Source organism: Gammaproteobacteria bacterium (assembly GCA_016712635.1).
In the GTDB taxonomy this organism is placed as follows: domain Bacteria; phylum Pseudomonadota; class Gammaproteobacteria; order SZUA-140; family SZUA-140; genus JADJWH01.
In genome coordinates, this window is sequence record JADJQS010000007.1 from 22,369 (window position 1) to 36,114 (window position 13,746).

General features: G+C 70.0%; 12 protein-coding genes and 2 pseudogenes. 9 read left to right on the top strand and 5 right to left on the bottom strand.

The window, feature by feature from the left end:
* Positions 1-18: 18 nt before the first annotated feature.
* Genes IPK65_09765 through purM form a run of 3 tightly spaced genes read right to left on the bottom strand, consistent with a single transcriptional unit; the run spans position 19 to position 2,632 of the window.
* Positions 19-744: a DUF3108 domain-containing protein gene (locus IPK65_09765; GenBank protein ID MBK8163410.1), complete on the bottom strand. Its 726-nt coding sequence runs from the start codon at positions 742-744 to the stop codon at positions 19-21.
* Position 745: 1 nt separating this feature from the next.
* Positions 746-1,447 (bottom strand): phosphoribosylglycinamide formyltransferase, encoded by a 702-nt coding sequence (gene purN, locus IPK65_09770; GenBank protein MBK8163411.1) that lies wholly within the window; start codon positions 1,445-1,447, stop codon positions 746-748.
* A gap of 45 nt (positions 1,448-1,492) precedes the next feature.
* Positions 1,493-2,632, bottom strand: a complete 1,140-nt coding sequence (gene purM / locus IPK65_09775) for a phosphoribosylformylglycinamidine cyclo-ligase (GenBank protein ID MBK8163412.1) — start codon at positions 2,630-2,632, stop codon at positions 1,493-1,495.
* A 105-nt stretch (positions 2,633-2,737) separates the two neighbouring features.
* Between purM and IPK65_09780 the strand changes: the two are divergent.
* The 4 genes and pseudogenes from IPK65_09780 to hda all read left to right on the top strand — a co-directional run bounded on the left by IPK65_09780 (position 2,738) and on the right by hda (position 6,199).
* A pseudogene (locus IPK65_09780) lies at positions 2,738-3,553 on the top strand (DUF2066 domain-containing protein).
* A 277-nt stretch (positions 3,554-3,830) separates the two neighbouring features.
* Positions 3,831-4,388: a CDP-alcohol phosphatidyltransferase family protein gene (locus IPK65_09785; GenBank protein MBK8163413.1), complete on the top strand. Its 558-nt coding sequence runs from the start codon at positions 3,831-3,833 to the stop codon at positions 4,386-4,388.
* Positions 4,389-4,410: 22 nt separating this feature from the next.
* Positions 4,411-5,497: pseudogene (locus IPK65_09790) on the top strand (AI-2E family transporter).
* A 36-nt stretch (positions 5,498-5,533) separates the two neighbouring features.
* On the top strand, positions 5,534-6,199 hold the full coding sequence (hda, locus tag IPK65_09795; protein MBK8163414.1) for a DnaA regulatory inactivator Hda: 666 nt from the start codon (positions 5,534-5,536) through the stop codon (positions 6,197-6,199).
* A gap of 18 nt (positions 6,200-6,217) precedes the next feature.
* On the opposite strand, the gene IPK65_09800 is transcribed toward hda, so the two are convergent.
* A complete protein-coding gene (locus tag IPK65_09800) occupies positions 6,218-6,823 on the bottom strand; it encodes an arylesterase (GenBank protein ID MBK8163415.1) in 606 nt (201 codons plus the stop codon).
* Here IPK65_09800 and IPK65_09805 point away from each other — a divergent pair.
* The 3 genes from IPK65_09805 (at position 6,822) to IPK65_09815 (ending at position 10,932) form a co-directional block, all read left to right on the top strand.
* Positions 6,822-7,514: an ABC transporter ATP-binding protein gene (locus IPK65_09805; protein MBK8163416.1), complete on the top strand. Its 693-nt coding sequence runs from the start codon at positions 6,822-6,824 to the stop codon at positions 7,512-7,514. The two genes, IPK65_09800 and IPK65_09805, sit on opposite strands and share 2 nt — an antisense overlap.
* Positions 7,511-10,009 (top strand): FtsX-like permease family protein, encoded by a 2,499-nt coding sequence (locus tag IPK65_09810; GenBank protein MBK8163417.1) that lies wholly within the window; start codon positions 7,511-7,513, stop codon positions 10,007-10,009. Before IPK65_09805 ends, IPK65_09810 begins: the two co-directional genes overlap by 4 nt.
* Positions 10,010-10,227: 218 nt before the next feature.
* Positions 10,228-10,932 carry a dienelactone hydrolase family protein gene (locus tag IPK65_09815; protein MBK8163418.1) on the top strand — a complete coding sequence of 235 codons (705 nt, stop codon included), beginning with the start codon at positions 10,228-10,230 and terminating at the stop codon, positions 10,930-10,932.
* 7 nt (positions 10,933-10,939) lie between these two features.
* Here IPK65_09815 and IPK65_09820 read toward each other — a convergent pair whose 3' ends face one another.
* Positions 10,940-11,284, bottom strand: coding sequence for a hypothetical protein (locus IPK65_09820; GenBank protein ID MBK8163419.1), 345 nt, complete (start codon positions 11,282-11,284; stop codon positions 10,940-10,942).
* A gap of 212 nt (positions 11,285-11,496) precedes the next feature.
* Between IPK65_09820 and IPK65_09825 the strand changes: the two genes are divergently transcribed.
* On the top strand, positions 11,497-13,218 hold the full coding sequence (locus IPK65_09825; GenBank protein MBK8163420.1) for an acetolactate synthase 3 catalytic subunit: 1,722 nt from the start codon (positions 11,497-11,499) through the stop codon (positions 13,216-13,218).
* Positions 13,215-13,706: an acetolactate synthase small subunit gene (gene ilvN / locus IPK65_09830; protein MBK8163421.1), complete on the top strand. Its 492-nt coding sequence runs from the start codon at positions 13,215-13,217 to the stop codon at positions 13,704-13,706. Before IPK65_09825 ends, ilvN begins: the two co-directional genes overlap by 4 nt.
* The last annotated feature ends 40 nt before the right edge of the window (positions 13,707-13,746 follow it).

The following is a 13,746-nucleotide window of genomic DNA, read 5'->3' on the forward strand; positions in this document are numbered from 1 at the left end:
CGCCTCACGCCTCACGCCTCACTTAACTGAAATTCCTTCCACCTCCCGCAACTCCATCGTCAGCACCTTGCCGTCCTTGTGCTGTTCGATGCGCACCGGGAGGTAGTCAAGCGTGGCGGCGCACCAGATGACGGTGCGCCGGCTGCCGTGGATGCGCTGCAGCTTCACCGCCTGCAGGGTCCCGAGCGGAGTGGCGATGGATTCGCTGCCCATGCGCTCGAAAACGTAGTTCTTCAGTTCCCCGCCGTCGGCGATGTCGTAGGACAGGGTCCCGCGGCCCGCCTTCAGGTCGCGCATCATGGCGTACTGATAGAGCAGCTTGTCCAGCGCGCCGGTCGGCACCTTCATGGTCCAGGGGTCGTTGTTGATGCGGTTGGTCACGACGCCCTTCTTCCAGTCGAAATCGAGCACCGCGTGGCGCTCCGCCTGCTTGCGGCCGGTGTGGTGGTACTGGTACTTGAGCGGGCGCAGGCGGCCGTCGGCGAGGTCCCACACGCTGCTCTCGTTGATGTTGTCGCTGAACAGGACCGGCAGCATGCCGGCCGCCTCCGACTTCGATTCGAAGACGTAACGGCCGTCGCCCTCGGCCCGGAGGCGGCGCTCCATGCGCGCGACGAGCAGCCGGTTCGCGGTGAAATCATAGTGCGCCGTGAATGTCCGCACGGAAAGATCCGCCGCCTGCGCGGGCGGCGGCGGCAGGACGAGGCAGAGGAGGAGCGTCAGGAGCAGCCTTGATTCGGCCATGTCACTGCATCCGGTCCGGCGCGGGGTTTCCGTCCGCGGCCTCGGCCAGGTCCGCGAGATCGATCGGACCGGAGAGTGCGCGGCCATCGAGCATGACATGCTCGCCCCGTTTCTCGAGCCGGCCGGCGGCGAACCAGGCGGCCACCAGCGGCAGGATGCGGTGTTCAACCCGGTGCACCTTTTCCGCCAGTCCGGGTTCGTCTTCTCCGCGCGCGACCGGCACGCGCGCGCGGATGATCACCGGGCCGCCGTCCAGCTCGTCGGTGACGAAGTGCACGCTCGCGCCGTGCTCGGCAACGCCCGCCGCGAGCGCGCGCCGGTGGGTATGCAGGCCGGTGAAGGCGGGAAGCAGCGAGGGATGCACGTTGATCAGGCGCCCGTCGTAATGACGTACGAACTCCGGGCTGAGCACGCGCATGAAGCCGGCGAGGACGACCAGGCGCGCGCCGCTGGCGTCGATGCATTCCCGCAGCGCGCGGTCGTACCCGGAGCGGTCGGGACGGCCGGCGGATTCGATGACCGCGGTCGCGATGCCGGCCGCGCGGGCGCGCGCGAGGCCCGGGGCGTCGGCGCGGTTGCTGATCACGAGGCGGATGTCTGCGGCCAGGCTGCCCGCGCGCACCGCGTCGATGAGCGCCTGCAGGTTGCTGCCGCGCCCGGAGATCAGCACGGCGACGGGGAGCGGCTGTGGCGGCGGGGTCATGTCTTTGCCGCGCCGCCGTCCGTGCCGGTGGAACCGCGCATGCGATTACCGGATGGTGACGTAGGCGTCATCCGCGGCGCGGGTCGCGAGCGTGCCGATGCGCCACGCACGTTCGCCCGACTGGTGCAGCAGCGCGAGCGTCCGCTCCGCGTCCTGCGGCGCCACGGCGAGGGTCATGCCGATGCCGCAGTTGAAGGTGCGGTGCATCTCGCGCGGCTCGACGTTGCCCGTGCGCTGCAGCCAGTCGAAGATCGCCGGCTGCGGCCATGCGGCGGCGTCGATGACGGCCTGGACGTCGTCCGGCAGGACGCGCGGGATATTCTCGAGCAGGCCGCCGCCGGTGATGTGCGCAATGCTGCGCACGTCAACCTGCTGCAGCAGGGCGAGGACGGGCTTGACGTAGATGCGCGTCGGCGCGAGCAGGGCGTCGCCGAGGGTGCCGGCGCCGAACGGCTGGCTGAGGGCGGTGCCGCTGCGCTCGAGGATCTTGCGGATGAGCGAATAGCCGTTGGAGTGCGGGCCGGAGGAGGCGATGCCGATCAGCGCGTCGCCCGCGCATGCGCGCGAGCCGTCGATGATGCGGTCCTTTTCCACCACGCCGACGCAGAAGCCGGCGATGTCGTAATCCTTGTGCGCGTACATGCCCGGCATCTCGGCGGTCTCGCCGCCGATCAGCGCCGCGCCCGCCTGCTCGCAGCCGGCGCCGATGCCCTTGATCACGGCGGTGGCGACATCCACGTCGAGCCTGCCGGAGGCGTAGTAGTCGAGGAAGAACAGCGGCTCGGCGCCCTGCACTACGACGTCGTTGGCGCACATCGCGACGAGGTCGATGCCGACGGTGTCGTGGCGGCCGAGCTCGATGGCGAGCTTGAGCTTGGTGCCGACGCCGTCGGTGCCCGCCACCAGCACGGGCTGGCGGTAGCGCTTGGGCAGCTCGATCAGGGCGCCGAAGCCGCCGAGTCCGGCGAGCACCTCGGGACGGGTGGTGCGCCGCGCGATCGGCTTGATGTTTTCCACCAGCCGGTTGCCGGCGTCGATGTCGACGCCGGCGTCGCGGTAACTGAGCGGTGATGCGGCTTTCTCGTCGTTGTTCACGGGATTGTGCTCTGGCGCTGGATGATCGGTCGTCGCGGTCCGGTGCGCCGGGCCTGCGACGCGGATTTTTCCGGCGCAATTGTAGCGCATAATCACAGCCCCTCCTAGCAAGGGTGAAACGCGCGGGCGTTTCGCTTAGACTGGTGTGCGAGTAAAAGCGTACCCCGTTCAACCGGATCCGAGGATGTGAAGTGCATGTGGTTCGATGGTGAATCGTCCGCGCGCCGCCTGCGCCTGTGTCTGCTGTTGTGCGCGCTGGCCTGCGCCGCCGGCGCGCGCGCCGGCGAGGTCGAAGGACTCTACGAGACGCAGGTGCCGGTCACCGGCCAGCGTGAGGCGGAACGGGTGGACGCGTTGCGGACCGCCTTCCGCCAGGTGCTGGTCAAGGTCACCGGCGACCGCGGCGCGGCGTCGCACCAGGCCGTGCAGGCGCTGGCCCGGTCCCCGCTCGGCTACGTCCAGCAGTACCTGTACCGTCCGCTGCCGCCGGACTACACGCCCGCCGCGGCGGCCGACCCCGCCCCCACGCAGATGCTGTGGGTGCGTTTCGATGCGCAGGCGGTCGACCTGTTGCTGCAGCAGGCGAACGAGCCCGTGTGGGGGCGCATGCGCCCGTCCACCCTGGTGTGGCTCGCCGTCGAGGACCAGGGGAGGCGCGCGCTGGCCGGAAACGACTCCCGGCCCGAACTGCGCAGCGAGCTGGAGGGCCAGGCGGAGGCGCGCGGCGTGCCGCTGCTGTTCCCGCTGCTCGATGTCGAGGACCAGCGTCGCGTGAACTTCGCGGACGTGTGGGGCGGCTTCGATCAGGAGGTGCGCGCGGCGTCCGCGCGTTACCAGTCCGGCGCCGTGCTGGTCGGACGCGTGCATCGCGCGCGGTCGGGCGACTGGGCCGGTCGCTGGTCGCTCTATCTGGACGCCGGTGTCGAACACTGGGAATCGGTCGCAGGGCCGCGGGCCGAGGTCCTGGCGGACGGTGTCGACGGGGCCGCCGACCGGCTGGCCGCACGCTACGCCCGCACCCTCGGCACCGATGCAACCGAGCCGGTGGACCTGCTCGTGACGGGGGTGGAGAAGCTGGAGGACTACCGCCGCGCGCAGCAGTACCTGCGCTCGCTCGACGCCGTCCACGAACTCGGGGTGACGCAGGTGGACGCCGCCGGCGTGCATTTTCACCTCGTGCTGCGGGGTGACCGCGCCGCGCTGCTCCAGGCCATCGGATTCGGCCGCGTGCTCGTGCCCGCCGCCGGCCGCCGGCGGCGGGGGATGAACTGGCCTATCGGTTGGTGCCGTGACGCGTGCGGACATCCCCAACATCATCAGCGTGCTGCGCATCGGGCTGGTGCTGCCGGTGGTCGCGGCGCTGGTGCACCAGGAATTCATGCTCGCGCTGCTGCTCTACACCGTCGCCGGGGTGTCGGACGGCATCGACGGCTACATCGCCAAGCGCTTCAACTGCACCAGCCGGCTGGGATCGATCCTCGACCCGCTGGCGGACAAGCTGCTGCTGGTATCCACCTACCTGGCGCTGGCGTGGCTGGAACTGCTGCCGCTCTGGCTGGTGGCCGCCGTTGTCGGCCGCGACATCCTGATCCTGGCCGGCGCGGCCTCCTACCACCTGATGATCGGAGAATACGAGATGGCGCCCACCCTGATCAGCAAGATCAACACCTTCGCGCAGATCTCGCTCGGGCTGACGGCCGTGTTCTCCGCCGGCGTCTACCTGCTCCCGCCCGCGCTGATCGACGGCATGATCTGGCTGGTGCTCGCCACCACGCTGTTCAGCGGCATCGACTACGTGTGGACCTGGGGCGTGCGCGCCTGCCGGGCGCGCTCCGGTGCCCGCTGAGGCGCGCGGCATGGCCGGTCAGATGAAGGATCTGCAGGTGGCGGGATGGGCGGCGGCCGGCGTGGTGGGCGCGCTGCTGGTCTATCTGCTGGCGCCGATCCTGACCCCGTTCCTGCTGGCCGCGCTGCTGGCCTATCTCGGCAACCCGCTGGTCGGGCGGTTGACGGCGCGGCGCCTGCCGCGGCTCGCCGCGGTGCTGCTGGTCTTCCTGCTCATCTTCGGCGCGCTGCTGCTGGCGCCGGTGGTGTTGTTCCCGCTGCTGGAACGCCAGGTCGCCGTGTTCATCCAGCGCTGGCCCGATTACCTCGGATACCCTCCAGACGCGCGTCGTCCCCTGGCTGCGCGATTCCCTCGGCATCGCCGCGCAGCCGTTCGACCTGTCGCAGCTGAAGCAGGCGCTGCTCGACCAGTGGCAGCAGGCCGGCGGCATCGCCGCGCGGGCGGTGGTGGCGGTGACGCAGTCCGGCCTGGCGATCGTGCAGTGGCTGCTCAACCTGATGCTGATCCCGGTGGTGACGTTTTACCTGCTGCGCGACTGGGATGGCCTGATGCTGAGGCTGCAGGGCCTGCTGCCGCGGCGGATCGAGCCCGTGGCGACGCTGCTCGCGCGCGAGTGCGACGAGGTGCTGGCGACGTTTCTGCGCGGCCAGCTCTGGGTGATGCTCGCGCTGGGGCTGATCTATTCCGCCGGCCTGTGGCTGGTGGGACTCGACCTCGCCTTCCTGATCGGCATGGGCGCCGGGCTGGTCAGCTTCGTCCCCTACCTCGGGCCGATCGTCGGCCTGCTCGCCGGAGGCATCGCGGCGGCGGCGCAGTTTCACGACCTGTTCCATCCGCTGCTCGTGATCGGCGTGTTCGTTGCCGGCCAGATGCTCGAGGGCATGGTGCTGACTCCCTGGCTGGTGGGCGACCGCGTCGGCCTGCACCCGGTGGCGGTGATCTTCGCCGTCATGGCGGGCGGCCAGCTGTTCGGGTTCGTCGGCGTGCTGATCGCCCTGCCGGCGGCCGCGGTGATCGCGGTGCTGCTGCGGCATCTCCACCGGCGCTACCTGCGCAGCGAGGCATACGGAGAGGCCGATGAGACACGTGAGACGCGCGGCGAAGGCTGAGCCGGCGCCGACGTGAGCGCGCAACTGCCGCTGCAGATCCGCTTCCGCGACGGTTCCACCTTCGCGGATTTCGTGCCGGGCCGCAACGCGGAGGCGGCGCACTGCCTGCAGGGCGGCATCGCCGCCGGGCAGTGCGTCTACCTGTGGGGCGGCGCGGGCACGGGCAAGACGCACCTGCTGCAGGCCGTGTGCCGTGACGCCGCGGGGCGCGGCGAGTCCTCGGTCTATCTCCCGCTGCGCCAGCGCGCCGAACTGGCGCCCGCGCTGCTCGAGGGCCTGGAGGCGCTGTCCCTGGTGTGCGTCGATGACATCGACGCGATCGCGGGCGACGCCGCCTGGGAGGCCGCGCTGTTCCACCTGTTCAACCGCGTGCGCGCGGGCGGCGGACGCATCGCCATCACCGGCGCCGCTTCGCCCCGCGCGCTCGGGCTCGGCCTGCCGGACCTCGCGACGCGGCTGGCGTGGGGCCTGGTGTTCCAGCTGCACCCGCTGCTCGATGAAGAGAAGGCCCGGGCCCTGCAGGCGCGCGCCCGCGCGCGCGGCATGGACATGCCGGAGGCCGTTGTGCGCTATCTGCTGCAGCGCCACGCGCGCGACATGGCCGCCCTGTTCGCACTGCTGGAGCGCCTCGACCGCGCCTCGCTCGCGGCGCAGCGCCGCCTCACCGTGCCCTTCGTGCGCGAGGTTACGGGCGACGAGTGAGGCGGCGCGCTGATCGGATCATTCCAGCAGCGGGCGCAGGTGCTTCCACACGTTATCGAGGATGATGGCCTGCGCCTCCCGGTTGGGATGGATGTCGTCGGCCTGGAAATGCGCCGGCCCGTCGTCGAGTCCCTCGAGCAGGAAGGGTATCAGCGCGATGCGGTGCTCGCGCGCGAGCGTGGCGTACACCTGTTCGAAGCCCTGTGTGTAGGCGCGCCCGTAATTCGGCGGCAGCCGCATGCCGGCGAGCAGCACCCGCGCGCCCCGCGCGCGGCTTGCATCGATGATGGCGGCGAGGTTGCGCCGCATCCGTTCCAGCGGCATGCCGCGCAGGCCGTCGTTGCCGCCGAGCTCGACCACGACGATGGACGGCCCGTGCCGCTCGAGTTCCGCCGGCAGGCGCGCCAGCGCGCCGCCGGTGGTCTCGCCGCTGATGCTGGCGTTGACCACTTGCTCCGGGCGGCCCGCCAGTTCGAGGCGCCGCTCCAGCAGGCTGACCCAGCCGTCGTTTTGATCGAGGCCGTAGGAGGCGCTTAAACTGTCGCCCAGGATCAGGATCGTCGGCGCCGCGCCCGCCGTGAGCGGCGCCAGCAGCAGGAGTATCAACAGGAGTCGTGGCAGCATGTCGGATCAGTCGCAGTGTCCCGTGGTCGAGGTGCGCGGTGTGGGCAAACGTGTGGTCAGTCCCGAGGGCGAACTCGAACTGTTGCGCGACGTCCAGTTTAGCATCCTGGCCGGCGAGGCGGTCGCCGTGCTCGGTGCCTCGGGGTCCGGCAAGACGACCCTGCTCGGCATCCTCGCCGGACTCGACACCCCGAGCGCCGGCACCGTGCTCATCGAGGGCGCGGACCTGTTCGCCCTCGACGAGGACGGCCGCGCGCGCGTGCGGCGCGAGGCGATCGGCTTCGTGTTCCAGTCCTTCCACCTGCTGCCGACGCTGACCGCGGTGGAGAACGTGATGCTGCCGCTGGAGCTGGCCGGCCGCAGCGACGCCCGCGCGCAGGCGGAGCAGCTGCTTGCGCGCGTCGGCCTCGAACGCCGCATCCGGCACTACCCGCGCCAGCTCTCCGGCGGCGAGCAGCAGCGCGTCGCGATCGCGCGCGCCTTCGCGACGGGGCCGCGCCTGCTGTTCGCGGACGAGCCCACCGGCAACCTCGATCTCGCCACCGGGCGGCGCGTGATCGACCTGCTGTTCGAGATCAACCGCGAGCAGGGCACCACGCTGGTGCTGGTCACCCACGACGAGGCGGTCGCCGCGCGCTGCACCCGGCGCCTGCTGCTGGACGGCGGCCGCCTGCGGGAATCCGCCGCATGAGCGCGCGCGTCCCCGCGCTGGCACTGCGCATGCTGCTGCGCGACTGGCGCGCGGGCGAGCTGCGCGTGCTGGCGGCGGCCCTGGTGGTGGCGGTCGCCGCCGTCACCGCGGTGGGCTTCTTCTCCGACCGCATCCGGCTGGCGCTGGAGCTGCAGGCGACCGAGCTGCTGGGGGCGGACCTGGTGATCAGCTCCGACCATCCCGTTGACGCGGCCCTGCTCGGGCAAGGCGGGGCATCACTGCGCCGTGCCGCAGCGGTCGAATTCCCCAGCATGGTGATCGCCGGGGAGCAGTCGCAGCTCGCCTCGCTCCGGGCGGTCAGTCCGGACTACCCGCTGCGCGGAAACCTGCGCATCAGCCGCGAGCTGTTCGCGCCCGACGCCGCGGCGGAGGGCATCCCGCCGGCGGGAAGCGCCTGGCTGGAGTCGCGCCTCGCGAGCCAGCTCGGGGTCGCGGTCGGCGACGCGGTCGAGGTGGGTGATGCGCGCCTCGCGGTGGCCGCCATCCTCACCGCCGAGCCGGCGGGCGGCGGCATCGGCATGTTCAATCTCGCGCCGCGCCTGCTGTTCAACGCGGCGGACCTCGCGGCCACCGGGCTGGTGCAGCCGGCGAGCCGCGTGCGCTACCGCTACCTGTTCGCGGGCGAGCCGGGCGCGGTGCGCGCGTTCCGCGCCGGGGTCGCCCCCGCGCTCGGCCGCGGCGAGCGCCTCGAATCGGTGGAGGACGCCCGCCCCGAGGTCCGCGGCGCGCTCGACCGCGCCGGCCGCTTCCTCGGCCTCGCCACGCTGGTGAGCGTCCTGCTGTCCGGCGTCGCCGTGGCCCTGTCGGCGCGCCGCTTCATCGCCCGCCACCTCGATTACTGCGCCGTGATGCGCTGCCTCGGCGCCAGCCAGCGGCTCATCCTCGGCGTCTACGGCCTGCAGCTCGGCCTGCTCGGCCTCGCGGCGGCGCTGCTGGGATGCGCGCTCGGCTATCTCGCCCAGTTCGGCCTCGAGGTCCTGCTCGGCGGCCTGATCGGGATCGACCTGCCGCCGCCGTCGGCGCGGCCGGCACTGTTCGGCGCGGGCGTTGCGCTGGTGACACTGCTGGGTTTCGCGCTGCCGCCGCTGCTGCACCTGAGGAACGTGCCCGCGCTGCGCGTGATCCGGCGCGAGCTGGGCGGTCCGGGGGGCGGTATGCGCCTGCTGAGCTATGTCGCCGCGGCGGCGGCGATGGCCGCGCTGGTGTGGTGGCAGGCGGAGGACCGCATCCTCGGGCTGTATGTCCTGCTCGGCGCGGTCGCGGCGCTGGCGCTGCTGGCGGCCGCCGCCGCCGCGCTGATCGCGCTGCTGCGCCAGCTGCGCCACCGCGTCGGCTCGACCTGGCGCTTCGGCCTGCTCAGCCTGACGCAGCGCGCCGGGACCGGCGTGGTGCAGGTGATGGCCTTCGGCCTCGGCATCATGGTGCTGTTGCTGCTGGCGGTGGTGCGCGGCGACCTGCTGCGCGAATGGGAGCGCGAGCTGCCGGCGCAGGCGCCCAACCGGTTCCTGATCAACATCCTGCCGGAGCAGGTCGGCGCCGTGCGCGAGTTCTTCGCGCGCTCCGGCCTGCAGGCGCCGGAGCTGTTCCCGATGGTGCGCGGGCGCCTGACGGAGGTCGGCGGGCGCGCGGTGTCCGCCGACCTCTACGCGGACGACCGCGCGCGCCGCCTGGTGGAGCGCGAGTTCAACCTGTCCTGGGCGGAGCGCATGCAGGATGACAACCGCATCGTCGCCGGCGCCTGGTGGGGCGCGGCAGAGACCGGCGCGGCCCTGATGTCCGTCGAGGCCGGACTCGCCAGGACTCTCGGCATCGGGCTCGGCGACACCCTGGCGTTCCGCATCGCGGGCACCGAACTGCGCGCACGCGTGGCGAACCTGCGCGAGGTCGAGTGGGACAATTTCCGCGTGAACTTCTTCGTGCTGACGCCGCCCGGCGTGCTGGAGCCGTTTCCCGCCACCTGGATTACCAGCCTGTACGTGCCCGCCGACCGCTACGCGGTGTTGAACGAGCTGGTGCGCGCCTTCCCGAACATCACCGTCATCGACGTCTCGGCCATCATGGACCAGGTGCGCGGGATCATGGACCGGGTCGCGCTCGCGGTGCAGTACGTATTCCTGTTCACGCTTGTCGCCGGGCTGCTGGTGATGGTCGCGGCGATCCATGCCAGCCTCGACGAGCGCGTGCGCGAGAGCGTGCTGCTGCGCACGCTGGGCGCCGGCCGGCGCCAGCTGCTGTTCGGGCTGGCGACCGAGTTCGTCAGCCTGGGCGTGCTGTCGGGCCTGCTCGGCGCGTTCGCCGCCGGCATGATCGCGCAGGTGCTGGCGGAGCAGGTGTTTCAGCTGAACTACGGCTGGGATCCCGCCCTGTGGCTGATCGGTGCGCTGGGCGGCGGCCTCGGCGTCGGACTGGCGGGCGTGCTCGCCACCCGTTTCGTGCTGAGCACGCCGCCGATCCAGGCGCTGCGGGGATTGTAAATATCAGGACTGAGGACTCAGGACTGAGTGCTGAGTAAAACATCGAATCGTCGCCCGGATGAAGCGCAGCGGAATCCGGGCTAGGATCTCTAACGACGTGCCCACCCTGCGAGACTGCGGTGTTTTGATCTTCACTCCGTACTCAGTCCTGAGTCCTCAGTCCTGTGTTTTGGGGTACACTACGCGCCACGGGCGCCTGAGTGATAGGGGGAGTGTCGATGTCGCGTTGGATAGGGCTGTTGATCGCGTGCCTGGCGGTTGCGCCGGCCTGGGCCGAGGAGGCCGCCAGTGAGACAGCGCCTGCCGTTCCCGCCGCAGAATCCCCCGACCCCGTGCCCGGACCCGCCGTCGCCGCGGGCCGCATGGTGACCCTGTCCACCGCCTACCACACCCGCTTCGACGCCTATCTCGCCGGGGCGGAGGACGCGCCGGTCGGCGTGCTGCTGGTGCCGGACCGCTGGGGCCTCGGCGCCGAGGTCAAGGACTGGGCCGACCGCGTCGCGGCCCTGGGGTACCGCGTGCTCGCCGTCGACCTGTACGACGGCAGGCACGTGGCCGATGCAGGCGCGGCCGCCGAGGTGTGGCGCTCCATCGACCCGGTCTGGATCGAGGCCGATCTCGACGCGGCGATGGCCTATCTGAGCCGGGGGCAGGGCCGCATCGTGCTGATGGGCTGGGGCAAGGGGGTAGGCGCCGCCGTGCCCCTGCTGGAGCGCCATCCCGGCGTGATCCGTGCGATGGTGACCTATTACGACAGCGAGACCCTGATGGCGGGCGACCGCGCCGGCAAGCAGCCCTTCCCCGTGCTGGACGTGCTCACCCCGCGCACCCTCGCCGGACCGCCGGCGGAGACGCTGCCGGCGCAGGCGACCGCCGACGCCTGGACCGCCACCGAACAGTTCCTGACACGCCTGTTTCAATAACCCGGCGTCAGCCGAAGGTGCCCCCGTTCCAGCCCCACAGGTGGGCCGGGGCGTCGGCGAACTCGATGTAAATTCGGTCCGCCGGGATGCCGAGCCCTTCCCCGACCGCGCGGCACAGCCTGCGGGACAGCGCCCCGGTCTGCGCCGGCAGCCCGATGCTCTTCAGTTCCAGGTAGGCGAGCGGGGCGTCACTGCCGGCGAACAGCATCGGCGTTCCGGCGTCGAGCGCCACCATGACGTAGCGTTCGCCCTTGCCGAGCGCGGCGGCCACCTCCTTCGAAAGCACGGCAAGCAGGCCGGGCAGTGCGGACGGATCCGGTTCGACATTGGTCTGTATCCTGAGACAGGGCATGGCGGCTCCTCGGTTGCGGATGGCGAGTCGATGGCGGAAGTCTAGCGCGGGCGGACGGCCGCGGAATACCCCGGGACCGTTCCGGGATAGCGCCTGAATACCTACGCGTATCAATGCGCTACCCTATCTTTCAGCAGGCGATCTTATTACAATGGATAATTTTCGAGGAAGGCTGCGTTGCGGCCGGAAACAGCGGTTTATAGCGAAGGTAGATCAGCGTGGAACTGACAGGTGCTGAAATCGTGGTGCGTTGCCTGCAGGAAGAGGGCGTCGAATATCTGTTCGGCTACCCCGGCGGGGCGGTGCTGCACCTCTACGACGAGTTGTTCAAACAGGACAAGATCAAGCACATCCTGGTCCGTCACGAGCAGGGTGCGGTGCATGCCGCCGACGGTTATTCGCGCTCAACCCGGAAGACCGGCGTGGCGCTGGTCACCTCGGGTCCCGGCGTCACCAACGCCGTGACCGGCATCGCCACCGCCTACATGGACTCCATCCCCATGGTGGTGATCAGCGGCCAGGTGCCGACCTACGCCATCGGGGAAGACGCCTTCCAGGAATGCGACACCGTGGGCATCACCCGTCCCTGCGTGAAGCACAACTTCCTGGTCAAGGACGTGAAGGACATCGCCGTCACCATCAAGAAGGCCTTCTACCTCGCCGCCAGCGGGCGGCCGGGGCCGGTGGTGGTGGACATTCCCAAGGACATCACCTCGCCGTCGCACAAGGCGGTTTTCGAGTACCCGAAGTCGGTATCCATTCGCTCCTACAATCCGGTGGTCAAGGGCCACGCCGGCCAGATCAGGAAGGCGCTGCAGACCCTGCTCGGGGCCAGGCGCCCGATGGTCTATGCCGGCGGCGGTGTGGTGCTGGGCAATGCCTCGGAGCAGCTCACCGCGCTGGTGCGCGCCCTGGGTTATCCCTGCACCAATACCCTGATGGGATTGGGCGGCTATCCGGCCACCGACCCGCAGTTCGTCGGCATGCTGGGCATGCACGGCACCTACGAAGCCAACATGGCGATGCAGCACTGCGACGTCCTGCTGGCGGTGGGCGCCCGCTTCGATGACCGCGTGATCGGCAACCCCAAGCACTTTTTCCAGCAGCCGCGCACCATCATCCACATTGATATCGATCCATCGTCCATCGCCAAGCGCGTGAAGGTGGACATCCCGATCGTGGGCGATGTGCGCCAGGTGCTGGCCGATCTCGGCGAGCAGCTGCGTGCGGGACGCGATGCGCCCGATGCGGCGGTGCTCAAGTCCTGGTGGACGCAGATCGGCGAATGGCGTGCGCGCGATTGCCTCAAATACGACCGTACGAGCCAGAGCATCAAGCCGCAGGCCGTGATCGAGGCGCTGTGGAAGGTGACGGGCGGCGATGCCTTCGTGACCTCGGATGTGGGACAGCACCAGATGTGGGCCGCCCAGTACTACAAGTTCGACAAGCCGCGGCGCTGGATCAACTCCGGCGGCCTGGGCACCATGGGCTTCGGCCTGCCGGCGGCCATGGGTGTGCAGTTGGCCAACCCCGGCGCCGACGTGGCGTGCGTGACGGGCGAGGGCAGCATCCAGATGTGCATCCAGGAACTCTCGACCTGCCGCCAGTACCGCCTGCCGATCAAGATCGTGAATCTCAACAACCGCTACCTCGGCATGGTGCGGCAGTGGCAGCAAATCGACTATTCGAGCCGCTACTCGGAATCGTATATGGACGCGCTGCCGGACTTCATGCTGCTGGCCGAGGCCTATGGCCACGTCGGCATGCGCATCGACAAGCCGGCCGATGTCGAGGGCGCGTTGCGCGAGGCATTCAAACTCAAGGACCGGCTGGTATTCCTCGATTTCATCACCGACCAGACCGAGAATGTGTGGCCGATGGTGAAGGCCGGCAAGGGGCTGTCCGAGATGCTGCTCGGCTCGGAGGATCTGTGAGGCGCGTCATCTCCATCCTGCTCGAGAACGAGGCGGGTGCGCTGTCGCGCGTGGCCGGGCTGTTCTCGGCGCGCGGCTACAACATCGAGTCGCTCACCGTGGCGCCGACCGAGGACCCCTCGATGTCGCGCATGACCATCGTGACCGGCGGCTCGGCCGAGGTCATCGAGCAGATCACCAAGCAGCTCAACAAGCTGATCGACGTCATCAAGCTGCTCGACCTGACCGACGGCGCGTACATCGAACGCGAGCTGCTGCTGCTGAAGGTGCGCGCGACCGACCACGACCGCGACGAGGTGCAACGCCTGACCGAAAGTTACGGCGGCCGCGTCATCGACGTCACCGACAAGACCTACACCATCGAGCTGACCAGCACCAGCCACAAGCTGGATGCCTTCATCGCCGCGATGGACGGCGTGCCGATCGTCGAGACCGTCCGTTCGGGCGTAACCGGTATCGCATGCGGGGAGAAAAACCTGAGTTTATAGGTGTCGCGCAGAACCTCTTTGCCGTCGTTCCCGCGCAGGC

What these genes read in the sequence shown, in the direction of transcription:
- IPK65_09815 (MBK8163418.1), top strand. Translation starts at nt 10,228, where the DNA reads ATGTCGCGTTGGATAGGGCTGTTGATCGCGTGCCTGGCGGTTGCGCCG.
- IPK65_09765 (MBK8163410.1), bottom strand. Translation starts at nt 744, where the DNA reads ATGGCCGAATCAAGGCTGCTCCTGACGCTCCTCCTCTGCCTCGTCCTG.
- purN (MBK8163411.1), bottom strand. Translation starts at nt 1,447, where the DNA reads ATGACCCCGCCGCCACAGCCGCTCCCCGTCGCCGTGCTGATCTCCGGG.
- IPK65_09810 (MBK8163417.1), top strand. Translation starts at nt 7,511, where the DNA reads ATGAGCGCGCGCGTCCCCGCGCTGGCACTGCGCATGCTGCTGCGCGAC.
- IPK65_09800 (MBK8163415.1), bottom strand. Translation starts at nt 6,823, where the DNA reads ATGCTGCCACGACTCCTGTTGATACTCCTGCTGCTGGCGCCGCTCACG.
- IPK65_09805 (MBK8163416.1), top strand. Translation starts at nt 6,822, where the DNA reads ATGTCGGATCAGTCGCAGTGTCCCGTGGTCGAGGTGCGCGGTGTGGGC.
- purM (MBK8163412.1), bottom strand. Translation starts at nt 2,632, where the DNA reads ATGCGCTACAATTGCGCCGGAAAAATCCGCGTCGCAGGCCCGGCGCAC.
- IPK65_09820 (MBK8163419.1), bottom strand. Translation starts at nt 11,284, where the DNA reads ATGCCCTGTCTCAGGATACAGACCAATGTCGAACCGGATCCGTCCGCA.